Below are 22451 nucleotides of genomic sequence, written 5' to 3' on the forward strand. Positions count from 1 at the left end.
TTTGCTTTCTGCCGATTCCATAGCCGATTCTTTATAAAAAATCCCACCTATTTGTAACAAAACAAATGGCAAAAAAATTGCAATGGTTATATAAGGTATAAGCAGAGACAAAAAGGAAATAAAAGAAATATATGGTCGTTAGTTACAGGTTACCTTGCCCGGCGTGTAAAAAAAATGCCACGGTTGCCCCCGGGTTATTGACCACCCGTTACCAACGGGTGCGTTGCCCCTATTGTTTTTATGAATGGCACGCCAATAAGGGCATGTTGGTCGCGTTGGAAACACGGCCGCCACCGCCCATCAACACGGCGTCGCCGCGCAATCGGCCCCATGATGCACCCGATAATATGCCCGATAATATAGCCGGTGCTGGCCGTCGCGCCTCGGCCCCATCACCGGTTGCGGGCGATACCATGCCGACCGGTCGCAACCCCGCCGGCGCACCATTTGCAATTAATGTCAGCGGCACGATTAAGGGCAACATGGGGGGCGATGTGGCAAACGATAACACCAGCGGTGGTTCGGCGGGCGCAACCGATATCGCCGACGACGAATTATTGTCGTTGGATTTATCGCGCATGAACGACACCGATTACCAACAATACCAGGCCAACCAAGAACGATTAAAAAAATTCAAACGCAAAATTAAAACGCCCGGGTCATATAACGAATTGCACCGCGGGTTAGATTGGTTCAGCATCATCGGCCTTATACTGGGGTTGGTGGTGGCGGCATTTTTATTTTTGGTATTGTTGATTATTTTCCGCGACCCAATTGTTCGCCATATTCCGCAGGCCGAGGAACTATATCATTGGCTTTCATATTTCATCAACCGCCTATTGCGTTAGGGCGCGCGGGGATAGCGATGCCGCAGTGCCTCGTCGGCGGTCTTCAGCCGCCGCTCACTCACCCCTCCCCCCCGTCATTCTCAAAATCGTTGCGGGCGATATTGCGCTTGCAAATCGATTCTGTTCACTTTATGTTCTTTTTATGAAGGATGTTATCGATTATCGCTTAACCGGTTTTGCCGTTTGTTTTGACGGCCGGGTGCACCATTGGTGGCAGGGCTGGTTGAAAAAAGGATTCTGCCATTGTTTTTTATTGGTCGAACAAACCCATGGCGTTTGTTTGGTCGACGCCCTGGCACCAAATTTTAAGGTCGTGATATTGCCGCCGCCAATAACATTGCAAATGGCAATGGCGCATTACGAACGGTTGGGTTGTCGTATCATTTACCGCCGGTGCGGCATTTCCCTAACCCCCGCGCTGAACCCATCAACCCCGCAACCATATCGCCCGCGCCGGTCGGGGTTGTGCTGGGGAGAGGTTTATTCCTGCGTGTCGCTGATAAAATCGTTTTTACAATTGCAACGGCCGTGTTTTACCCCATGGTTTGTCCCATGGATTATCACGCCGTGGCAATTATATAATTTTTTACAAAAAAATTTTGACCAAGAATTAGCCGAGAATTAGCCGAGAATTAAAACGACAATTGGTTCGACAATGCCCAGCCGTAACCATTGCCGATGTCACCGGCGTTGCCGCCAAAGCCTTTATCATAGCTTAAGGTTTGGCTGAAATTATCGCTCCAGGCGTAACCCACCCCGACCCCCAGGTGATAATTGTAAATGGCCTTGTCATTATTATCACTCGCGGTTGGTAAATCCAATGGCGCATCGCCCGCCGCAAATGGCCCTGACCTATCGCCGCGCGCAAACAACAGGCCAAGCGTCAGGCCGGAAACCCGCGGCGTGTCAAACGCCACACCAACCGACCAGGCTGAGGCCTTAGCCGCATTATGCAAATTATGGGCATGGTGATAACCACCGGCAAGTTGCACCCCGATGTTTTTGGCATCGGTGTAACGGAATTTTGCGCCGGCGGTATAGGCCACCACATGGCCAGACGAATTGCCAATCAAGTTACCATAACGCGCACCGGCCATGGCCGAAAAACTAATCGGGCCAAATTCGCCGTCGTAACGCGCCATGGCGTCGTGGGTGGCGGCCAAGTCACCAACCGCGGTGGTGTCGTTTGCGGCGTCGACCGCGTTACCGGGCGGCAGGATATAGCTGTAACCCAAGGTAACGCCAAAAAACTTGGGCGTCACGTAGCTAACCCCCAAGGGGTTGCCGGCGGCGGTGATATCAAGAATATCTTTGTTATACAAACTGGCGGCGATGGTTTTGTTATCATTGTTATCGCTGTTTTGTGAATTGCCGGGGACAATTTCGGCCGCGTCGATTGTTTGGTTGCCAATCACCGTGCTGTCGCGCCCCAGGCTGAGTTTACCAATGGTTTTTTGCGCAATATAGACGTAGGCTTTATCCGGCCCGTCGGCACCATCGAACGGGCGATAACGTAAAAACCCGCCATAGGTTAAGCCAAATTTATCGACTTGGCCATCGACCTTCAAACTGAAAAAATTCATCCAAGATGGCAAATCGACATTGGTGCCAGCGTCTTGGTTGCCGCCGATATTACCGCCAATGCCGCCGCCGAACGTGGCCTTAATGCCCGATTTATCGTTATCATGCAGGCCGGACAAATCCTGCGCCCGCGCCGTGGTGGCGTGGGTCAAACCCATAACCATGGTCAGGGGTATTGCCACCAATAATAATGCGGCGGGTGAGATATTGTTTTTGTGCGATAATGATTTCATAATGTTTTTCCTTTTTTTTTGTAACACCAGCCAACCCCATTATGTAATGGAACGCGAAGCCAGCCCCCCTCGGATTAATATTTACGCGTTTAATTAAGAACAAGGTAAGGGGTTTTAATAAAACTTAGAATGACCAGCAAAGACATTATTTTATCGGGTAAAGAATGCGGCAACAGCATCGGTCGCCGCATTATTGCGCAATTATTTTTTTCTAATTATCCTTGCTAACAATTGCATGTTTGTAGTATGTTTGGTGACCATCGTGTTTTTTAAAACATACCAAGAACAGTAAAATAAAAAATAATTTATCCCCAATGAAAAAAGATTATCGCTTCCCACGCAAGCCATTGCGCCCCAGCAACCAACCGGCCGAATTGGAAATGCCAAATGGCACGGGCGGCGGCGGCGACCAGGCGTTTCGCGCAACCGAAAACCTCGGCCGTAATTTTGAACAAACCTGGGCTGGCGCATTATCATTTTGCCGTCGCCGTTACAGCCGCGATTTAACCGGCGTTGACGTGGCGGTGTCGGGCGTGCCGATTGATTTGGCCGTGACCTATCGCCCGGGCACGCGTTTGGGGCCGCGCGGCGTGCGGGCGGCGTCGGTGCAACTTTCAGAACTTGACGCTCACCCGTTTCGCTTCGACCCGTTTTCGCACCTGAATGTTGTCGATTACGGCGATTGCGAATTGGTGTTCGACCACCCCGAAACCATTCCCGATTCTATCGAAGACCATATTTTTAAAATCATCAGCCAGGGGGTGAAATCGGCGACCATCGGCGGCGATCATTTCATCACCTACCCCATTTTACGCGCCCACCATCGGGTGCATGGCGCGGTGGCGTTGTTGCATTTTGACGCCCACCCCGATACCTGGCCCGACGACGGCACGCAAATGAACCACGGCACCATGTTTGCCCGCGCGGTTAAGGATAAATTAATTATCCCCGAAAAATCGTTGCAGGTGGGGATTCGCACCGTCGCCCCCGATGTCGGGGTTAATGTTATCACCGCCGACGACGTGCATGACATCGGGGTTAAGGGCGTGCTGACCGCGATTGCGAAAACCATCGGCAACACGCCATGTTATTTAACATTCGATATCGATTGCCTGGACCCCAGCCACGCCCCCGGCACTGGCACGCCGGTCGCGGGCGGGTTAACATCGCGCGAGGCATTAAAAATCATTCGCGGCTTAAACGACATCGACGGGTTGAACATCGTCGGTTGTGATTTGGTCGAGGTGTCGCCGCCGTTCGACGTATCGGAAATCACCGCCCTGGCCGGGGCGCATGTTCTGCACGATATTTTGTGCCACTGGGCCCTTAAGAAAACGGACGAGAAGAAATAAGTTTACTTATTTTTTAATTCGTCATCAAACTTTTTAATAAGATTAAAGACCTCGTCAATATCACCTGTCGCCACCCATTCATTGGGCGATTCGTAATGGTCGTGTATCATTTTTTCAATGACAGCGTTAAATTTTGTTTGATGGGTTTTTTCTAACCTATAACCTCTTTTGGGGTCGGATGTTTGGTAATTGTTTAGCCGCGCTTCGGGGTTTCTGGCAATACCGACCTTTAATTGTTTTCTAAATGCCTTGTTAGAGATAATATAAATATAACCATCGTTAAGCGATATACTATCGCCGTCGTCGGTTCTTTTGGGTGGGGTCGTGCTGTAATGAATTTCTTTATCCCAACTTATAATATCATGTTTTTCTTTGCCCAATCTTTCTTTTACCAATTCATAGGCCTTAACGCTGACATCAATCCCGACCCATTTACGACCTAGCCTTTCGGCCGCCACACAAGCCGTGGCGCAACCACAAAATGGGTCAAGCACCATGTCGCCCTCTTTGCTACTGGCCTTTATTAATCTTTCTAACAAGGCCAGTGGTTTTTGCGTGGGGTAGCCTGTATGTTCTTTTGCCATGGAATTAAATTTTACATCCCACACGTCGGATGGCACTTTACCCAAAGGCATTTCTTTGCCTTTCTGTCCGCCTTTTGTATAACGCCATTCAGTCATTTTAGACTTAAATGGTTCTAAAATTTTTTCTATATTAAAAAAATAATTTTCAGTTTTGCTATACCAAAAGATAATATCATGCTTCTTGCCAAAATTATTTTTTCCCCTCGCGCCCTGGTCATAATGCCAAATGATTTCATTCCTAAAATTCTTTTCACCAAAAATGCAATCCATCACCAATTTTAAATAATGGCTCATGGTCGGGTCGCAGTGCAAATAAACACTGCCAGTATTTTTTAATATTCGCCCTATTTCTATCAGCCTAATGGCCATATAAACGCAATAACAATAATTATATTGGTTGCTAAAATCTTTTATGCCTTTTAACAATGAATGGAGTTCGTAATTATCGGCTTCAATTTCTTTTACCCATTCGTCTTTAATATCCTCTTCCCTAAATATATCGCTGAATTCCGCGCCCTCGGCACTGCTACCAATCGGCGCGGTAAAAACTTTCTTTTTATTAAATGGCGGGTCTAGATAAATTAAATCTATCGAATCGGAATTGATACCGCGCAAAACATCTATATTATCGCGACAATAAATCGTGCGATTTTTTATATTAACCATGGCTGGTTTTTAAACAATTTGCATCGTCATCGCAAGCGGTAAGAAATAATGAAAATTTTTCTGCAACCAAAAAATAAATTGCCCCCTATTGCACGGGCGAGCAAATCTCCACCAAGAAACCATTATTGTCGAGCACGTAAGCCACCACCTGACCCCAGGGTTTGGCGGCGGGTTTTTTTACCGCCCGCGCCCCATGGCGCAATGCCGCTTCATATTGCACATCAACATTATCGGTGACGAAGGCAATTTCCGCGCCGGCCGGTGTGGCGGTGGTGCCGTCTTTTGGTAATCGGTTATTCAGGGTGGTCATGCCATTGCTGTCGCGCAATTGCTCGCTGGCGAAGGCCAAAATCGTTTCGCCGGTTTTTAATTCGCCGTAATCGCCGCTGTCATGCAAAAATTGTTGTTGCAGGCCAAAGGCCTTTTCATAAAACGCCAAGGTCTCCGCTACATTGGGCACGTAAATAATAACATAACCCAACTTCATCTTTATGCCTTATTCCCCCTAGCGAATTTTTGGCAATTCGTCGAAACTATGAAATGGCGGTGGTGATGACACGGTCCATTCCAGGGTGGTGGCGCCATCGCCCCACGGGTTTTTCGGTGCTATTGCGCCGTATTTCAACGAACGCCACGCCATCACAATAAAGAACAGGGTCGACACCGCGGTCATGTAAGAACCAATCGAGGCGACATAATTCCAACCGCTATAGACCGACGCGTAGTCGATATAACGGCGCGGCATGCCGGCCAAGCCGAGGAAGTGCATCGGGAAAAATGTTAGGTTAACCGAGACAAAGGTTGTCCAAAAATGCACCTTGCCCGCCCATTCGGGGAACAGGCGGCCAGTCATTTTCGGGAACCAATAGTAGAAGCCGGCGAAGATGCTGAACACCGCCCCCAGCGACAACACATAATGGAAATGCGCCACCACATAATAGGTGCCATGCAACGCGCCATCAACCGAGGCGTTAGACAACACCACGCCGGTCACGCCGCCAACCGTGAAAAGGAAAATAAAACCCAATGCCCAAATCATCGGCACGCGGAAGCGAATCGAACCGCCCCACATGGTGGCAATCCAAGAGAAAATTTTAATACCAGTCGGCACCGCGATAATCATGGTGGCGGCGGTGAAGTAGGCCTTGGTATTAACACTCATGCCAACCACATACATATGGTGCGCCCAGACGACAAAACCAACCAGGCCGATGGTAACCATGGCATAGGCCATGCCCAAATAACCAAATATCGGTTTGCGCGAAAAGGTCGAAACAATTTGCGAAATAATGCCAAAGCCGGGGAGAATCATGATGTAAACCTCGGGGTGGCCAAAGAACCAGAAAAGATGGGCGAACAATAATGAATCGCCGCCAGCCTCGGGCTTAAAGAAGGCCGTGCCAAAATTGCGGTCGGTCAACAACATGGTGATGGCACCCGCCAACACCGGCAATGATAACACCAACAAAAAGGCGGTAACCAACATACCCCAAACGAACAATGGCATTTTGTGCAATGTCATGCCCGGGGCACGCATGTTGAATATCGTGGTGATAAAATTAATCGCGCCCAATATCGACGCCACCCCCGCCAAATGCAGGGACAAAATGGCAAAGTCAACCGATGCCCCCGGGTGCCCCAGGTTCGATGACAAGGGCGGGTAAAGGGTCCACCCCGTGCCGGCACCGCCGCCCACCACCGATGACAACAGCAACAGCACAAAGGCCGGTGGCAATAACCAAAAACTAATATTATTCATGCGGGGGAAAGCCATGTCGGGCGCGCCAATCATCAAGGGCACGAACCAATTGCCAAAGCCGCCAATCATTGCCGGCATAACCACAAAAAACACCATGATAAGCCCGTGGGCGGTGATGATAACATTCCACAATTGGCCGTTGGGTGTGCCGTCGGCATTGACAATATTTTGCACGCCGGGGCTTTGCAATTCCATGCGCATCATAATCGAAAATACTGCGCCAATCACGCCGGCGATAATCGCGAAAATAAGATACATCGACCCGATGTCTTTGTGGTTGGTTGAAAAAAGCCAGCGTTGCCAACCGGTTGGCGCGCCGTGATTACCACCATGATGATTATTATAAGCCATGATATTTTCCTGATTTTGCTCGATGTTTATGTGATGGTTTGTTTAGATGTAATTGTATTTGCTGGCAAGTTGTTTCTGATGATACCCACTAGCTGGCTTTTTTATTGTTGTTGGCGTCTGGTGCCGCCGGTGCGCCGCTTTGTGATTTTAACCAATCTTGGAATTCGCTGTCGCTGACGACATGGATTTCAATCGGCATATAGGCATGGTTTGCGCCGCATAATTCGGTGCAAAACCCGTAATAGATGCCGGGTTGCGTTGCATTGACCCATGTTTCATTGTTGCGGCCGGGCACGGCGTCCATCTTCAACCCCAGCGGCAGAACCGAAAAACTATGCATCACATCTTGCGACGTCAATATCATCTTAACCCGTTTGTTGACCGGAATATAAAGTGCTTTATCAACCTTTAACTTATAGAGGCTTTTTTGGTCGTCGGGCAATGAATCCTCAGGCGCGATAATCGAATCATATTTCACCGGATTGCCGTCTTCGCCGCCGTAATCTTTCACATCGGCATATTCGTAAGACCAATACCATTGGTGGCCGGTGATTTTTACCGTCATGTCTGACTTGCCAGTGGATTCCATGAAATACAAAATTTTAATCGACGGAATAAACATCAAACCCAAAATCAACAATGGCACCGCGGTCCAAACAATTTCCAGCGGTGTGTTATGGGCAATTTTTGACGGCACCGGATTTTTCTTTTCCGAAAAACGAAAGATAATAATAAACAGCAACACCAGCACAAACAAACAAATAAAGACGATAACCGGCATCAACACCCAATTGTGAAACCATTGCACCTGCTCCGCCACCTGCGACGCGGCACCGCCCATGTTCATTTGCCACGGGCTGGCGTTACCCCATTGGTTGCCGGCGTCCTGGGCCATGGCCGGTTGGGCGATGATACCCAACAAACCAGCTAGTGATAAAAGGGCGAAAAAAATCTTACGCATGATAAGGTTGCTATCCAGTTATTATTTTTCTGTTACTATTTATTAAGTTGAAACGCAATAGGCGGCTTGTAGCGTATTTTATGCCGACGCGCAATAGGGTTTTTTGCGTCACGATTTTATTTACCTGAAGCATTCTGATGTGGCGCGAGGAGGCTCAGCCCTGCTATTGATTTTTTTACAATTATCCGCTATAGGAGAATAAGAATAAAAAATCGCATGTTTACTGAATTGGTTGCCATCCTCGCCCTGTTGCAATTTTTTGGCTTTGGCCTGATGGTTGGTCGCACGCGCCGCAAAACCGGCGTTAAGGCACCGGCCACCACCGGCAACCCGATGTTTGAACGTGCCTTTCGCGTCCAGATGAATACCATGGAACTGCTGGTTATGTTCCTGCCGGCCTTGTTCTTGGCGGTGCATTATTGGTCAGATAGTTTGGTTGCGGTGCTGGGGGCGGTTTATATTCTGGGGCGTCATATTTATTGGCGCGATTACATCACCAACCCGGCGACGCGGCACCTTGGGTTTGCTTTGTCGGCATTGCCCATTCTTATCTTGCTGGCCCTGGGCTTGATTGGCGCGGTTATGTCCTTGGTCGGCGCAATTTAACTGATAAAAAAATCACTCCGTGATTTGTTCATGAAGCAAGCTTTTTTATATTATTCGTGCGAACCGCACTCACTTAACGAAGCGATAGGGCAAATTTATTGCATTCGCACGAATTCAAGCACCAGACTTCACTTGCTTCTATATAATTTAACTGATGAAAAATTCCGCCATGTCTTACTTGCTTTAAACGCGGCGACATTTTTCATTTGCTTTTTGTTGGCGTTTTTGCTTAAAGGGTTTTAATAAGAAATAACAAAAGAATTTTTAAAAAATTAAGGTTACCATCATGCGTTCCGGCATTCACCCCGAATATCACGAAATCGTTATCGAAACCACCAATGGTGGGGCATATACCACCCGTTCGACATGGGGTAAGGCCGGCGAAAAAATGAAATTGGAAATCGACCCCGACACCCACCCCGCCTGGACCGGCGGTATTCAAAAAGTGTTAGAGGGCGGCCAGGTCGCCCGTTTTGGTCGCCGTTTCCAAGGCAAAACCTTCACGGCAAAGGCATCTGCGCCAGCCGCCGCCAAACCAGCGGTTGCCAAGGCAAAACCCGCGGCACCGGCGGTGAAAAAGCCCGAAGTTAAAAAAGCCGCGGAAAAACCCGCCGCTGATACCGCCGCCGCGCCAGCGGCTGATGCCGCACCCAACGCACCCAAGGCCGAATAAAATTGCCACGCTCATGTAGCGTCAGCGATAGGGCGATTCAAATTGAGCGTAACATATAGAAGCAAGTGAAGTCTGGTGCTTCTATTCACACAAATAATATAAAGCAAACATGTTCATGAACAAATCGCGGCGCGATTTTTTCATCAAATAAATTGTTGCCCTCAAGTAGCGTTAGCGATAGGGCGAATTTATTGCCCGCTATTTAATCCTATGCGGGATGCCCGCCACCATCAGCTCGACATGGGTTGCGACCCGCGCCACCCGTTGATGCAATTGCCCAAGTTGCCGGCAAAATGCGCGGGTTTCGGCATCGCCCGCGACCGGTGAAAAATTTATTTCGTCGCTGACCACAATAATTGGGTGGGTCGCCGCTTCCAAGGCCGCGATTAATTGTTCGATTTCATCGGCAATGTTTTTTTGCGCGTTGATAATATTAAACAACCAAAAGGCCGCACTATCAATAAGCAAAACACCGGTCGCTGATTTTATAACATCCTGCAGGGCGATTGCTTCCTCGACCATTTGCCAATTTTTGTTGCGGGCGTGGCGTTCGGCGGCATGGGCGGTTGCCTTTTTTTTCATTTCATCATCTTGCACCACGGCGGTGGCGATGTAGGTTACGGATAGGGCGGGGGTTTTTGCAACCTGCTCCGCCACATCTAACCCACGCGCCGTCTTGCCCGATGCCTGACCGCCCAAAATGAAATAGAGATTATTTGTCATATCGCCCTTGCTTCTAGCGCGGTTGCGGGAAAGATGGCAAGCCCGATAGTCGCCCCATTGTTGGCCTGCCCTATTTGTCTTACAACTTAGCTACCGCTGGTCGTATCATTATGCTATATATTGGTGACATAAAAACAATCACCACATCATTAAGAAAGAACCAAAAAAATGACATCAACAGCATTGTCGGCTGACGGCCAAAAATTATTATTTACCGAGGCACGAACATTTCACGCTTGGCAAAAAAAACCGGTGGAGATATCCACCCTACATAAGCTTTATGACCTGATGAAATGGGCGCCAACCTCGCTCAATTCGCAACCGGCGCATTTTGTTTTTTTGACGACCGATGCCGCCAAGGCGCGGCTTGTCCCATTTTTGCTGGCCGGGAATGTTGACCAGACCAAGGCCGCACCGGTCACCGTGATTGTTGCCTATGACACGCGGTTTCACGAACATTTGCCAAAAACATTTCCCGCCGTGCCAACCATGAAGGACGTTTTTGAAAAAAACCCGGCCGTCGCCGAACAGGCGGCGTTTCGCAATGGGTCGATGCAGGGCGGTTATTTTATCCTGGCGGCACGCGCCCTGGGGTTAGACACCTGCGGCATGTCGGGGTTTGACAATGCGGCGGTGGATAAGGAATTTTTCCCCGACGGGCGTTTCAAATCAAACTTCCTGTGCAATATTGGTTATGGCGATGCCGGCAAGTTGCACCCGCGCGGCCACCGCCATGGGTTTGACATCGCCTGTAAAATTTTATAATTTTCATTGATGCAGATAAATTCCGCCATGATTTTGGCGGCGGGGTTTGGCAAAAGATTGCTACCCCTGACCGACCACACGCCCAAACCATTGGTGGCGGTGGCGGGGGTGGCGGTGTTGGCGCGGGTGTTGCGGGCGGTGAAGGATTATGGCGTAGGCCAGGTGGTTATCAACAGCCACCACCTGGCGCCGCAAATTGATTCATTCATGCGCGGTGTGGGCCGCGATATTTTGGGCAACACGCCATGCCACGTAATTTACGAACCGGATATTTTGGAAAGCGGCGGCGGGGTTAAAAATGCTTTGCCATTATTGGGCGACAAGCCATTTTTTGTTATCAACGGCGATGGTTTTTGGCAAGACGGCGATTGGTTAAAAAACCTTGCCAACAATTTTGCGCCGACCGAAATGGATGTTTTATTGGCCTTGGTGGCGCGCAATCAGCTGGTGGCGACGTCGATTACCCATGGTGATTTTTTGGTCGATGCCCATGGTTTGTTGCAACGCGACAAGGGCGAGGACGCCATGGTGTTCGCCGGCGTGCAGGTGATGACGCCGCGGGTGTTTGATGATATCACCGACAAGTATTTTTCGTTGAATAAAATTTATGACCAGGCGATGGCACGACAAAAACTTTACGGCCTGGCCATGGCCGGCAAATTTTTCGCCATCGGCACGCCGGACGATATAACATTGGCGGAAGGTAATTTATAAAAAATTGCGCCGCAATTTTTTCATAAAATTTTTTGACATCTTGTGTGCCTTATGCGCATTCTTCAGCGAAGATAATAAAGCAATATAGCCATGAACAAATCGCGGCGCGATTTTTTCATCAAATAAATTGTTGCCCTCAAGTAACGAAGTGGTAGGGCGGATTTATTGCCCTTGCAACGCGGCGACGCCGGGCAATTCCTTGCCCTCCAACCATTCCAAAAACGCGCCACCGGCGGTCGATAGATAGGTCAAATCGTCGGCCACGCCGGCGTGGTTCATGGCCGACGCGGTGTCGCCGCCGCCCGCCACCGACAGCAATTTTTTTTCGCGGGTCAATGCCGCCGCCGCCCGCGCCACCAACACCGTGCCACGGTCGAACGGCGCGGTTTCAAACGCGCCCAACGGCCCGTTCCATAATAATGTTTTCACCTGTTTTAACGTCGCGGTAATGTCGGCGATGGTTTTATCCCCCACGTCCAAAATCATTTCGTCATCGGCGATTGCGTTGGCGATTAGGAGTTCTTTTGTCGCCACCCTTGCGCCGGTCGCCAATTTGTCGGCCACCACCACGTCCAGCGGTAAATGGATTTTACAATTTTTGTCGGCGGCCATGGCCATGATTTTTTGTGCCACGGGTATTTGGTCATCCTCGACCAGCGATTTGCCGACCGCCAAACCCCGCGCCCGTAAAAATGTATTGGCCATTGCCCCGCCGATAACCAAATGGTCCAGCCGTGGTAATAAAAATTCCAATATGGCAATCTTGCTGGAAATTTTTGCCCCGCCGACAATCGCCATCACTGGTTTTTGCGGCGTCACCAAAACCTTTTCCAATGCTGAAACCTCGGCCAACAGCGACGGGCCGGCGAAGGACGGCAAAAATTTTGTAATGCTATAAACAGACGCATGTTTGCGGTGGCTGACGGAAAAGGCATCGTTGATATAAACATCGCCCAACCCAGCCAGCGACGTTGCGAATCCTTCGTCATTGCCTTCCTCGCCCGCATGAAAACGCAAATTTTCGGCAAGGAAAATTTTTGCCGATGATTTTTTTATCATCGCGATAATATCATCGCCGATGCAATCGGGCAGGAACATAACCTCCTGCGCCAATAATGCCGCCATTTTGGCGGCGATGGGTTTCAGGCTATCGCTTTCGTTTTTACCCTTTGGCCGGCCAAGATGCGACAGCACGATTATTTTGGCCGCGCCACCGGCTTGCCAATTTTTGATGGAGGGCAAGAATCGCACCAACCGCGTGTCGTCGGTTATAACGCCATTTTTTATCGGCAGGTTAAGGTCGGCCCGCACCAGCAGGTTTTTTCCGTGGTAATTTTTTGCAAGCTGTAACATGATATGTTATATTATCGGTGTGGTTTTTGCCTTAACAATTTTGAAAACATAAAACAAGTCATCATAAAATAACAACATCATGGCGGATTTTTTGGCACAATATAATTTTGGCGAATTCTTGAGCGGGGTCTTACCGGTCATGCCCTTTGCCGGGCTGTTGTTAAGCCTGGCCCTGGTGCCGTTATTTTTTCGCCACCTGTGGGACCGGCATTTTGACAAAATAACCCTCGGCTGGGTGCTGTTGGTTTTGCCGTTATTGCTGTTGGGCGGCGGCCTGGGCGGTGCGACCCATGACTTGCTCGAAACCATGATTCATGATTATTTGCCATTCATTATTTTGCTGGCGACATTATTTATTATTGCCGGCGGCATTGTGGTCGCGGGTTATTTCGACGGCCGGCCAATACGCAACTTGCAATTATTATTGCTCGGCACGTTGCTGGCCAGCATCATGGGGTCAATGGGGGCGGCAATGGTGCTTATCCGCCCGTTGCTTCGCTCGGCCGCGCAAAGGAAGCACCAGGCGCATCTGGTAATATTTTTTATTATTCTGGTTGGCAATGTGGGCGGTGCCCTCAGCCCGTTGGGCGACCCGCCGCTGTTTTTGGGTTTTTTGCGCGGTGTCGATTTTTTCTGGCCGCTAAAAAACCTGTGGCAACCATTTTTGCTAACCGCCGGTTTGGTGTTGCTGATGTTTTTTCTGTTCGACAACTATTGCTGGCGACGGGCGGGCGAACATAAAAAAACAAAAAATAAACCGAGCGGCAAATTAACCATTCGCGCCGGTTATAACGGCCTCCTCCTCCTCGGGGTTATTATCACCTTATTATGCAGTGGCTTCGCGTCAAATGCGATGGTGTTTAACCTGGGCGGCGTGCCGGTTGCCGTGACCGCGCTGTTGCGCGATGGGGCGTTGGTTCTGCTGGCGGTCATTTCCTATCGCACCACGCCGGCGGCGATTCACCGTGCCAATGGCTTCGGCTTTGCGCCATTAAGCGAATTGGCGATTTTATTTTTTGGTATTTTTGTTACATTGATTCCGGTGCTGGGGGTTTTATCCAACAATAATGACGGCAACCTGTTTGGTGGTTACCTCACCAAGCCCGATGGCACCGGCAACCCGATGGGTTATTTTTATCTAACCGGTTTTTTTTCCAGCATCCTTGACAATGCGCCAACCTATTTGGTGTTTTTTGAATTGGCCGGCGGTAACGCGGCCGAGCTGATGACCAGTCAAAAAACCATCCTGATGGCGATATCGCTTGGCGCGGTGTTTATGGGCGGCAACAGCTATATCGGCAACGCGCCTAATTTTATGGTAAAAACCATGGCCGAACATTACAAAATAAAAACGCCGCATTTTTTTGTTTACAGCTTTTATGCCCTGTTGATTCTATTGCCTAGCTATTTATTGATAAGTATTTTATTCTTTCGTTAAGATAAAAAATTAAGATGATAAAAAATATTTTAACCCTGTGCGTCATGGCAAGTGTCTTGGTTGCGCCGGCGGTGTGGCCGCGCCATGGCGTGGCGCAGGATATAACCCCGCTGGATAAAATAAAAATTACCTTCAACGATAAAAACACCAAGGCGGCTAAGGTTACGCTGTTGGTTGAATATGCCACCCGCGACGCCACCCGCGACCAGGGGTTAATGTTCCGCACCAGCCTGCCCGACCATGGCGGCATGTTGTTTTTGTTCGACAAACCACAGGTCGTTTATTTTTGGATGAAAAACACCATCCTGCCGCTCGACATGGTGTTTATCGACGCCGCCGGGCGGGTGCGGCACATTGCGCGCCACGCCACACCATACAGCGAAGACTCCATCAGCTCGCAATATCCGGTGAAATGGGTGTTGGAGGTTATGGCCGGTCAAGCGCGGCAATATGGCATCGGCCTGGGCGACCAGATGGTCATTGTGCAATAATTTTGTTGTTCGTTGATAATCGTTTTCCTTAAACGAAAAATTACAGCATGATGGTCAGGGCCTTGCCGGTGCTGGCAAAACCAGCGCGTTGAAAAAATTGTTCGGCGGTAATGGGGTCGCCGCGCGCCGGCACCAACACCTCAAGCCGCGTCCAATTATTTTGCCGCGCCAGGTCTTTTAAAAAATCCATCAGGGCGCGCCCCACCCCCTTCGACCTTTCCTCGGGCGAGACATAAACCCCCATGATTTGGCCGTAACGCCCCTTCGACCGCAGGGAAACCCCCTCGACCACCGTCATCACCCCGACCGCTTGGTTATCCTCGCTATAGGCCAAAATCGCTTGGTAACGGCCGTCGCTCAAAAGATATTCGGTGGTTTGCTGGATTTCCTCGGGGCGCGGCAAATCCTCGGGGAAGAATGATTCGCGCAACAATTTATCAATCAACAACGCCACCAGGTCGGTGTCGCCGACATCGGCCAATTCTATCCGGTAATGGGTGCGAAACAAAAAATTGCTTAGGCTGGCCATGTGCTTTCTGACACCGGTGTTGGCCGCCACCACGCCAGCCGGCAGGGCGGTGGTTGTCTTCATCTTTTTTTTATTAACCATGGTAAGCAAGCCTTGTTTTTTTTATTATTATCTATTGCCATTTTTTGCGCGCCACCTGGTCGGTTGGTTTTTGCGCAACCCACAATTCATCGCCATCATTATTGTCATCCACCATTATTTCTTTTTTCCAAAATGGCGCGTCGCTTTTTAAATAATCCATCACCATTTCGGCGGCGCGAAATGCGTCATACCGATGGGTCGCCGCCACGCCAACGACAACAATGGTATCATGCGGCAAAATATCACCAACGCGGTGCAGGACAATGGTTTTGTTTATCAAAAATTTTTCTTGGGCGGCGGCGATAATCTCGGCGATGGTTGTTTCGGTCATCTTGTCGTAATGCTCCATGGTTATTTTTTTTATCGCGCCGTGTTCGTTGCGGCCACGCATCACCCCCGAAAAAACCACCAACGCGCCATTATTGTCATCGCCCGTTTGCGCCTGCAAAAATTCATAGGCCTGGGCCATGTCAATTTTTTCTTGCTGGATGATAATTTTTTGTTTCATGTTGTTGTTCCTTAGCCGCCGGTCACTGGTGGGAAAATCGCCACCTCGTCGCCATTTTTTATCTGGTCGCTGGGTTTTGCAAGGCGGTAATTAAGGGCGTAGCGCAACATGCCGTTATTTTTTTTCAGTAAGGCATAATCGCCGCCGCGTTGGTCGAGCGTCGCCAGAACATCCTGCAACCGGCTGGCGTTGGCCGGCAGTTCGAGTGTTTCGCGGTCCTTTTGCAATTTTTCGCGCACCCAAGAAAAATAACGCACCTGTATCATCATGGTTTTATCTGTTGTGAATTTTTTTTATCAATATGCAATTCAGTGTCCCAATTAGTGTGCAATTTAATGTCCCAACAATTGTTCGATGGGGTAAAATGGCAAGCGGTCGCCCGCGGCAATGGTGGTGACATCCTCCGCCAGGGCGACGATGCCATCGGCCTCGCTCAGCGATGATAGCACAGCCGAACCGGTTTTGGCAATTTTTGTTGCCCGCCACAAGCCGTCATTTTCGCCGGTATTTTCTTGCCTGCATTTCACCCGCAGCCATTCGCGGCGGCCAGGTTTTTTCTTCATTGCGAAATCCACCACCGCCAGGCTGGGGCGTGCCACCACCATGCGGCCGCGCCCTTGCAACAACCCCAAGAATGGTTTTATCAAAAAAAACATACCCATCATCACCGCCACCGGGTTGCCAGGCATGGCGAGCCATTGTTTGCCGCCGATGGTGCCAAAGCCTATCGGTCGGCCGGGTTTCATCGCCACGCCGCAAAATTGCATCGCGCTTTTTTTAATCAAGCCAGCCGCCATGTCGTAATCGCCCACCGCCATGCCGCCGCTGGTGATTATCACATCGGTGCGGCGCGCCACCGCCGTCATTTTTTTTATCATGATGGGTTCGTCATCGGGCAGAACCCCGCCATCAACCGCGTCATAACCCCAAGCCCGCAACAGCGCGATAATCATCGGCCGATTGCTGTCAAAAATTTCGCCGATTTTTAATTTGTGGTTTGCTGTCGCGCTTGATTTTATTTCATCACCGCTGGAAAAAACGCCAACCCGCAAGGCGGTGAACACCGCCACCTGCTGAATATCTTGCGCCGCCAGCAAACCAACATGCAACGGCGTGATAATATCACCACGCGCCAACAACATTTGCCCGCGCGCCACGTCGTCGCCCGCCCGCCGCACATTGTCGCCGGCGTGAAATTTGCCAGCCATATTCGCCGGCAGGGTGATAAACATCGCGGCATTTTTATTGTCGTCAGGTTTTTTATTACCGCGCGGCGTTTTATCCGGCGTTACCGCCACATCCTCAATCATCACCACGCTGTCGGCATTTTTGGGCATGGGCGCGCCGGTGAAAATCTGCACCGCCTGGCGCGGCGGCAATGTTGCCAGGCCAGGCCGCGGGTTGGCGGCTATCGCCCCGACCACGGGCAGGGTGACCGATAAATTTTTTGCCGCACCATTTTTTTCCATCGCCTTTTCCAATTCTTTTTCCATGGCGACAACATCGGCCAGGCGAAAGGCAAAACCATCGACTGCGCTGTTGGCAAAATGCGGCACCGGGTTTTTTGCCCACACCTCGACCGCCGCGACTCGCCCCACCGCCTCCGAAATTTTTACCATGGTTTTTTTGGCAAGGGGTTTTTTCGCCAGGGCATGCCCAAGGTTTTTTTCCAACCGCGCCAAGGCCTGTGCCAGGGTCAGCAGGCCATTGTTACCGCCCGTCGCAAAACAATCGTTATTTAATTGCACCATAATTTTATCGCTTGCTGGTTTTGATGGCTTTCATGTCCCGATGCGCCACCACCCAGCCTAGTCCCCAGCTTAGGCCGCAACTTGCCCTGCCATCTGTTGCAACATGAATGGCAAGACCCCACCCTTTTTAAAATATTGTAATTCGGTGTCGTTATCGATTCGCGCCTTGACCTTGATTTCAATTTTTTTCTCGTGGCCAGAAATCACCAAGCTTACTATTTTTTGCGGCGTCAAATCGGCCAAGCCAACAATCTCAAAATTTTCCGAACCATTCAATTGTAAATTATTGTAATCATCTTCATTGACAAATTCCAACGGCACCACCCCCATGCCGATAAGGTTCGACCGATGAATCCGCTCGAAACTAACCGCCACCACCGCCTGCACCCCCAGCAACCTTACCCCCTTCGCCGCCCAATCGCGCGACGAGCCGGTGCCATATTCGCGGCCAGCAATAATAATAAGCGGTTGTTGATGTTTTTGGTAATCCATCGCCGCCTCGAATATCGTGGTTTCCTTACCATTGTATTTGGTGAAGCCGCCGGTCTTGCTCGCCAATTTATTTTTTAAACGAATGTTGGCCAGCGTGCCGCGCACCATGACCTCGTGGTTGCCACGCCGCGAACCAAAGCTATTAAAATGTTGCACCGTGACCTGATGATTCAATAGATATTCGCCGGCCGGACTTTCGGGTTTTATTGAACCAGCGGGCGATATATGGTCGGTGGTGATGGACGACCCCAACCACGCCAATATTTTCGCGCCGCGAATATCACCGCTGGCGTTCGCCGCCAATGTAAAAAACGGCGGCTGTTTGATATAGGTCGAATTGACCCCCCAATCAAAATCGGGCGAGGAGGTGTTTTTGATTTTTTGCCATTCGTCGGTGCCGGCAAAGATGTTGGCGTAACGCGCCTGGTAAATCGCCGGCGTTACAAATTCATCGACCGTTTTTTGAATCTCGGCCTCGGTCGGCCAGATGTCTTTCAAAAAAACATCCTTGCCATTTTTATCTTGGCCGAGTGGTTCGGTGGTGATGTCGCGCGCCGTCGACCCCAACAAGGCATAGGCCACCACCAACGGCGGCGAACCCAGCCAATTGGCCTTGACCAGCGGGTGAATCCGCCCCTCGAAATTGCGATTGCCCGACAACACCGCCGCCACGGTCAGGTCGCGCCTTTTTATTTCTTCCTCGATATCTTTATCCTTCAGCGGCCCGCTGTTACCAATACAGGTGGTGCAACCAAAACCAACGATGTTAAAACCCAATTGGTCGAGCGCGACCGACAGGCCGGCATTTTGCAAATAATCGCGCACAACGCGCGACCCGGGGGCCAGTGACGTTTTAACCCACGGCTTTGGTTTAAGACCCAACGCCACCGCGCGCCGCGCCACCAACCCGGCCGCCAACATGACAAATGGGTTCGATGTGTTGGTGCAGGACGTAATGGCGGCAATCACCACCGCATGGTCGGGCAGGGTATTTTTTTTATCGCCGAGGTCGCCCTCAATCTTATCTTGGCCGGTTTTGCCCGTCGCCACCGGGTCGGCCAATGCGTCGGCCAATTTTTTATTTTCTTCATCCAATTGTAAACTGGCGGCCTTAACCTGGCGCAATGGCACGCGGTCTTGCGGCCGTTTTGGCCCGGCCAGTGCCGGTTCGACATCGGCCAAATCTAAGGCCAAGCTGTCGGTGAAAACCGGGTCGGCCATGGTTTCATCGTGCCACAGGCCATTGGCCTTGGCGTAACCCTCGACCCGCGCCAATAATTCGGGTGCGCGGGCGGTGGTGGTCAGGTAACGAATCGTTTCCTTATCAATCGGGAACAGGCCGACCGTCGCGCCATATTCCGGCGCCATGTTGGCCAGGGTGGCGCGGGTTTCGGCCGACAAAAGCGCCAGCCCATCGCCATAAAATTCGACAAATTTATTCACGACATTTTTTTTGCGCAACATCTGCGTCACCATCAACACCAAATCGGTGGCGGTCGCGCCGACCGGCAATTTACCGCTTAGCTTAAAACCAATCACCTCAGGAATAACCAGCGGTATCGGCTGGCCGAGCATCGCGGCCTCGGCCTCTATCCCCCCGACCCCGAACCCCAACACGCCCAAGCCATTGACCATGGTGGTGTGGCTGTCGGTGCCGACCAATGTGTCGGGGTAGAGCATGACATCGCCCGTTGCGCCCGATTCGCTTTTTGCAAAAATCACCTGCGCCAGATATTCGATATTGACCTGGTGGCAAATGCCCAACCCCGGCGGCACAATGCGCAGGTTGTTGAACGATCCCTGGCCCCATTTCAAAAATTGGTAACGTTCCAAATTTTCATGGAATTCAATCGCCATGTTGTCGGATAATGAATCGGCGCGGCCAAATTCATTAACCATCACCGAATGGTCAATCACCAAATCGACCGGAATATCGGGGTTGATAAGGCTGGGGTCGCGGCCCAAATCGCGCATCGCGTCGCGCATCGCCGCCAAATCGGCAATTGCCGGCACGCCGGTGAAATCTTGCAACAGCACCCGCGCCGGCCGAAAACCAATTTCGCGGTCGTTTTTTTGATTTTTAAGCCAGGCGATAATTTCGCGCGCCGATGTTTCATCGCCGGCCCGCACCGCATTTTCAAATAAAATTTTTAACGAACGCGGTAATTGGGTAATCTCGGTGTTGAAAACATCCTTGGCGATTTTTGCAATCGGGTAATAATGGTAAGCCCCTGGTTGGTCGGTCGCAACCTGGAGCGTGGTTACAAAATTGGCAAAGGGATTTTTTGGTTGGTTGGTCATGTCTATATTCTCAAAAACAATTATAACATGTTTAAGGCATTTTTACCAATCAACGAAAGCCTCGCGGCATCTGCCCCTTCATCGCCTGCATCTGGCGCATCATCTGCGCCTGGTCCATCTTGCCGGCCTGCTTCATCATTTTTTGCGTGGTCATGAATTGTTTCAGCAGGCGGTTGACGTCGGCCAATTGCACGCCGGCCCCCTTGGCGATTCGGTTCTTGCGACTGGCCAAAATAATATCGGGGCGTTCGCGTTCGCGCGGCGTCATGGAATTAATAATCGCATCTTGGCGCGCAAACACCGTGTCGTCGAGGTTGGCATTCTGCAGGTTTTTAACATTCTGCGGCAATAACCCCTGGGGCAACATGCCCAAGATTTCCTTCATGCCGCCCATTTTTTTCATCTGGCGAATTTGTTTTTGCATGTCGACCAGGGTGAAAAGGCCTTTTTTAAACCGCGCCTCCATCTCGGCCATGTCGTCTTCATCGGCGGCGTCCTGCGCCCGCTCGACCAGGGCGACAATATCCCCCATGCCCAAAATTTGGCCGGCAACGCGCGCGCCGTCGAACAATTCCAATTTATCCGCACCCTCGCCCGTACCGACAAACCACAATGGGCAACCAGTTTCATGCGCCAGCGACAGGGCCGCGCCGCCGCGCGCATCGCCATCCATCCGCGTCATCATCGCCCCCGACAGGGACAATGGGTCGTTAAACCCCTTAGCGGTTTGAATCGCCGATTGGCCGCTTAAACCATCAAGCACCAGCAAGATTTCTTTCGGCTTGATGGTTTTTTTCAAACCAACCAATTCGTTCATTAATTCTTTATCCAGCGTCAGGCGACCAGCCGTGTCGAGCAGAAGATAATCGTAGCCATCTTGCTTCGCCGCCTTGACCGCGCGGTTGGCGATGGCGGTAACCTCCTCGCCGGCGACAATTTCTAAACTGGCGACATCATTTTTTTTGGCAAAGACCGCCAATTGCTCCTGCGCCGCCGGCCGATAAATATCAAGCGACGCCACCAGGGTTTTGCCCTTTTTATTTTTATCGAGCCATTTGGCCAATTTCACGGTGCTGGTGGTTTTGCCCGACCCTTGCAACCCGACCATCATCATAATATGCGGTGTAGTTTTTGGGTTGAGGAGTTTGTCGCGCGCCCCCGCCCCTTCCTTAGTCGCCAATAATTTTACCAAGGAATCATGGACGATTTTAACCACCGCGTCGCCCGGGCGAATCGATGCCAACACCTTTTGGCCAATCGCCTCGCCCCTTATATCCGCCAATAGGGTTGTAACCACCGGCAGGGCGACATCGGCCTCCAACAGGGCCAACCTGACCTCGGCCAGCATGTTATCGACGTCTTTTTCTGACAGCACGCCACGGCTGGTCAGTTGGCGAAATTGCGCCTGTAATTTTTTGCCCAGATTATCAAACATAATAAGCGGTTATGCACCGAACCCAATAAAAAATCAATATCGTTGCCCGCCAAGCCAAAACCTAAATCAGCGGTTTTTGCAATAATATAGAAGCAAGTGAAGTTTTATGGCCTGCATTCGTGCGAATTTACTTCGCACAAATAACATAAAAAAGCTGTGGGAGGCAAACACCGCGTAAGCGGTTTTTGCAAATCATATTGCCACCGCGTAAGCGGTTTTTGCAAATCATATTGCCACCGCGTAAGCGGTTTTTGCA

The 22451-nt window shown here is 50.5% G+C and carries 22 protein-coding genes; 9 read left to right on the forward strand and 13 right to left on the reverse strand.

From position 1 onward, the window contains the following. Positions 1 to 131: 131 nt before the first annotated feature. Positions 132 to 848: a hypothetical protein gene (locus QM529_02365; GenBank protein MDI9313507.1), complete on the forward strand. Its 717-nt coding sequence runs from the start codon at positions 132 to 134 to the stop codon at positions 846 to 848. 142 nt (positions 849 to 990) lie between these two features. Further along, positions 991 to 1473: a hypothetical protein gene (locus tag QM529_02370; GenBank protein ID MDI9313508.1), complete on the forward strand. Its 483-nt coding sequence runs from the start codon at positions 991 to 993 to the stop codon at positions 1471 to 1473. Between the two features lie 7 nt (positions 1474 to 1480). On the opposite strand, the gene QM529_02375 is transcribed toward QM529_02370, so the two are convergent. Continuing rightward, positions 1481 to 2662 (reverse strand): hypothetical protein, encoded by a 1182-nt coding sequence (locus QM529_02375; protein MDI9313509.1) that lies wholly within the window; start codon positions 2660 to 2662, stop codon positions 1481 to 1483. A 314-nt stretch (positions 2663 to 2976) separates the two neighbouring features. Between QM529_02375 and speB the strand changes: the two genes are divergently transcribed. Continuing rightward, positions 2977 to 4014, forward strand: coding sequence for an agmatinase (speB, locus tag QM529_02380; GenBank protein MDI9313510.1), 1038 nt, complete (start codon positions 2977 to 2979; stop codon positions 4012 to 4014). Between the two features lie 2 nt (positions 4015 to 4016). Here the strand turns inward: speB and QM529_02385 are convergent, their stop codons facing one another. The 4 genes from QM529_02385 to coxB form a co-directional block, all read right to left on the reverse strand. Beyond that, the gene (locus QM529_02385) at positions 4017 to 5264 is read right to left on the reverse strand and encodes a DNA methyltransferase (GenBank protein ID MDI9313511.1); all 1248 of its coding nucleotides are present in this window, start codon (positions 5262 to 5264) and stop codon (positions 4017 to 4019) included. 85 nt (positions 5265 to 5349) lie between these two features. After that, a complete protein-coding gene (locus tag QM529_02390) occupies positions 5350 to 5751 on the reverse strand; it encodes a VOC family protein (GenBank protein ID MDI9313512.1) in 402 nt (133 codons plus the stop codon). Positions 5752 to 5769: 18 nt separating this feature from the next. Continuing rightward, on the reverse strand, positions 5770 to 7374 hold the full coding sequence (gene ctaD / locus QM529_02395; GenBank protein ID MDI9313513.1) for a cytochrome c oxidase subunit I: 1605 nt from the start codon (positions 7372 to 7374) through the stop codon (positions 5770 to 5772). An 88-nt stretch (positions 7375 to 7462) separates the two neighbouring features. Then, entirely contained in the window at positions 7463 to 8335 is an 873-nt protein-coding gene (gene coxB, locus QM529_02400; protein MDI9313514.1) for a cytochrome c oxidase subunit II, read from the reverse strand. A 216-nt stretch (positions 8336 to 8551) separates the two neighbouring features. Between coxB and QM529_02405 the strand changes: the two genes are divergently transcribed. Then, positions 8552 to 8941, forward strand: a complete 390-nt coding sequence (locus tag QM529_02405) for an MAPEG family protein (protein ID MDI9313515.1) — start codon at positions 8552 to 8554, stop codon at positions 8939 to 8941. Between the two features lie 286 nt (positions 8942 to 9227). Next, positions 9228 to 9614: a 50S ribosomal protein L31 gene (gene rpmE / locus QM529_02410; GenBank protein MDI9313516.1), complete on the forward strand. Its 387-nt coding sequence runs from the start codon at positions 9228 to 9230 to the stop codon at positions 9612 to 9614. A 198-nt stretch (positions 9615 to 9812) separates the two neighbouring features. Here the strand turns inward: rpmE and QM529_02415 are convergent, their stop codons facing one another. After that, positions 9813 to 10337, reverse strand: a complete 525-nt coding sequence (locus QM529_02415) for a bifunctional adenosylcobinamide kinase/adenosylcobinamide-phosphate guanylyltransferase (GenBank protein ID MDI9313517.1) — start codon at positions 10335 to 10337, stop codon at positions 9813 to 9815. A 168-nt stretch (positions 10338 to 10505) separates the two neighbouring features. On the opposite strand from QM529_02415, the gene QM529_02420 reads away from it, so the two are divergent. After that, positions 10506 to 11102: a malonic semialdehyde reductase gene (locus QM529_02420; protein ID MDI9313518.1), complete on the forward strand. Its 597-nt coding sequence runs from the start codon at positions 10506 to 10508 to the stop codon at positions 11100 to 11102. 9 nt (positions 11103 to 11111) lie between these two features. Then, the gene (locus tag QM529_02425; protein MDI9313519.1) at positions 11112 to 11816 is read left to right on the forward strand and encodes a nucleotidyltransferase family protein; all 705 of its coding nucleotides are present in this window, start codon (positions 11112 to 11114) and stop codon (positions 11814 to 11816) included. A 162-nt stretch (positions 11817 to 11978) separates the two neighbouring features. On the opposite strand, the gene QM529_02430 is transcribed toward QM529_02425, so the two are convergent. Continuing rightward, positions 11979 to 13169 carry a phosphoglycerate kinase gene (locus QM529_02430; GenBank protein MDI9313520.1) on the reverse strand — a complete coding sequence of 397 codons (1191 nt, stop codon included), beginning with the start codon at positions 13167 to 13169 and terminating at the stop codon, positions 11979 to 11981. A gap of 79 nt (positions 13170 to 13248) precedes the next feature. On the opposite strand from QM529_02430, the gene QM529_02435 reads away from it, so the two are divergent. Then, positions 13249 to 14607 (forward strand): sodium:proton antiporter, encoded by a 1359-nt coding sequence (locus tag QM529_02435; protein MDI9313521.1) that lies wholly within the window; start codon positions 13249 to 13251, stop codon positions 14605 to 14607. Positions 14608 to 14621: 14 nt separating this feature from the next. Next, on the forward strand, positions 14622 to 15098 hold the full coding sequence (locus tag QM529_02440; GenBank protein ID MDI9313522.1) for a DUF192 domain-containing protein: 477 nt from the start codon (positions 14622 to 14624) through the stop codon (positions 15096 to 15098). 40 nt (positions 15099 to 15138) lie between these two features. On the opposite strand, the gene QM529_02445 is transcribed toward QM529_02440, so the two are convergent. From QM529_02445 to ffh, 6 genes are all read right to left on the reverse strand, one after another. Then, the gene (locus QM529_02445; GenBank protein ID MDI9313523.1) at positions 15139 to 15708 is read right to left on the reverse strand and encodes a GNAT family N-acetyltransferase; all 570 of its coding nucleotides are present in this window, start codon (positions 15706 to 15708) and stop codon (positions 15139 to 15141) included. A 31-nt stretch (positions 15709 to 15739) separates the two neighbouring features. Continuing rightward, entirely contained in the window at positions 15740 to 16216 is a 477-nt protein-coding gene (locus tag QM529_02450; GenBank protein ID MDI9313524.1) for a molybdenum cofactor biosynthesis protein MoaE, read from the reverse strand. An 11-nt stretch (positions 16217 to 16227) separates the two neighbouring features. Beyond that, on the reverse strand, positions 16228 to 16485 hold the full coding sequence (gene moaD / locus QM529_02455) for a molybdopterin converting factor subunit 1 (GenBank protein MDI9313525.1): 258 nt from the start codon (positions 16483 to 16485) through the stop codon (positions 16228 to 16230). 63 nt (positions 16486 to 16548) lie between these two features. Then, positions 16549 to 17967: a molybdopterin molybdotransferase MoeA gene (locus tag QM529_02460; protein ID MDI9313526.1), complete on the reverse strand. Its 1419-nt coding sequence runs from the start codon at positions 17965 to 17967 to the stop codon at positions 16549 to 16551. Positions 17968 to 18036: 69 nt separating this feature from the next. Further along, entirely contained in the window at positions 18037 to 20760 is a 2724-nt protein-coding gene (acnA, locus tag QM529_02465) for an aconitate hydratase AcnA (protein ID MDI9313527.1), read from the reverse strand. Between the two features lie 49 nt (positions 20761 to 20809). After that, positions 20810 to 22195 (reverse strand): signal recognition particle protein, encoded by a 1386-nt coding sequence (ffh, locus tag QM529_02470; GenBank protein ID MDI9313528.1) that lies wholly within the window; start codon positions 22193 to 22195, stop codon positions 20810 to 20812. Between the last annotated feature and the right edge of the window lie 256 nt (positions 22196 to 22451).

The organism is Hydrotalea sp. (assembly GCA_030054115.1).
Lineage (GTDB): Bacteria > Pseudomonadota > Alphaproteobacteria > JASGCL01 > JASGCL01 > JASGCL01.

Bases quoted from the DNA above. Each gene is read 5' to 3' on its own strand.
- QM529_02365 (MDI9313507.1), top strand. From the start codon at position 132: ATGGTCGTTAGTTACAGGTTACCTTGCCCGGCGTGTAAAAAAAATGCC.
- QM529_02370 (MDI9313508.1), top strand. From the start codon at position 991: ATGAAGGATGTTATCGATTATCGCTTAACCGGTTTTGCCGTTTGTTTT.
- QM529_02375 (MDI9313509.1), bottom strand. From the start codon at position 2,662: ATGAAATCATTATCGCACAAAAACAATATCTCACCCGCCGCATTATTA.
- speB (MDI9313510.1), top strand. From the start codon at position 2,977: ATGAAAAAAGATTATCGCTTCCCACGCAAGCCATTGCGCCCCAGCAAC.
- QM529_02385 (MDI9313511.1), bottom strand. From the start codon at position 5,264: ATGGTTAATATAAAAAATCGCACGATTTATTGTCGCGATAATATAGAT.
- QM529_02390 (MDI9313512.1), bottom strand. From the start codon at position 5,751: ATGAAGTTGGGTTATGTTATTATTTACGTGCCCAATGTAGCGGAGACC.
- ctaD (MDI9313513.1), bottom strand. From the start codon at position 7,374: ATGGCTTATAATAATCATCATGGTGGTAATCACGGCGCGCCAACCGGT.
- coxB (MDI9313514.1), bottom strand. From the start codon at position 8,335: ATGCGTAAGATTTTTTTCGCCCTTTTATCACTAGCTGGTTTGTTGGGT.
- QM529_02405 (MDI9313515.1), top strand. From the start codon at position 8,552: ATGTTTACTGAATTGGTTGCCATCCTCGCCCTGTTGCAATTTTTTGGC.
- rpmE (MDI9313516.1), top strand. From the start codon at position 9,228: ATGCGTTCCGGCATTCACCCCGAATATCACGAAATCGTTATCGAAACC.
- QM529_02415 (MDI9313517.1), bottom strand. From the start codon at position 10,337: ATGACAAATAATCTCTATTTCATTTTGGGCGGTCAGGCATCGGGCAAG.
- QM529_02420 (MDI9313518.1), top strand. From the start codon at position 10,506: ATGACATCAACAGCATTGTCGGCTGACGGCCAAAAATTATTATTTACC.
- QM529_02425 (MDI9313519.1), top strand. From the start codon at position 11,112: ATGCAGATAAATTCCGCCATGATTTTGGCGGCGGGGTTTGGCAAAAGA.
- QM529_02430 (MDI9313520.1), bottom strand. From the start codon at position 13,169: ATGTTACAGCTTGCAAAAAATTACCACGGAAAAAACCTGCTGGTGCGG.
- QM529_02435 (MDI9313521.1), top strand. From the start codon at position 13,249: ATGGCGGATTTTTTGGCACAATATAATTTTGGCGAATTCTTGAGCGGG.
- QM529_02440 (MDI9313522.1), top strand. From the start codon at position 14,622: ATGATAAAAAATATTTTAACCCTGTGCGTCATGGCAAGTGTCTTGGTT.
- QM529_02445 (MDI9313523.1), bottom strand. From the start codon at position 15,708: ATGGTTAATAAAAAAAAGATGAAGACAACCACCGCCCTGCCGGCTGGC.
- QM529_02450 (MDI9313524.1), bottom strand. From the start codon at position 16,216: ATGAAACAAAAAATTATCATCCAGCAAGAAAAAATTGACATGGCCCAG.
- moaD (MDI9313525.1), bottom strand. From the start codon at position 16,485: ATGATGATACAGGTGCGTTATTTTTCTTGGGTGCGCGAAAAATTGCAA.
- QM529_02460 (MDI9313526.1), bottom strand. From the start codon at position 17,967: ATGGTGCAATTAAATAACGATTGTTTTGCGACGGGCGGTAACAATGGC.
- acnA (MDI9313527.1), bottom strand. From the start codon at position 20,760: ATGACCAACCAACCAAAAAATCCCTTTGCCAATTTTGTAACCACGCTC.
- ffh (MDI9313528.1), bottom strand. From the start codon at position 22,195: ATGTTTGATAATCTGGGCAAAAAATTACAGGCGCAATTTCGCCAACTG.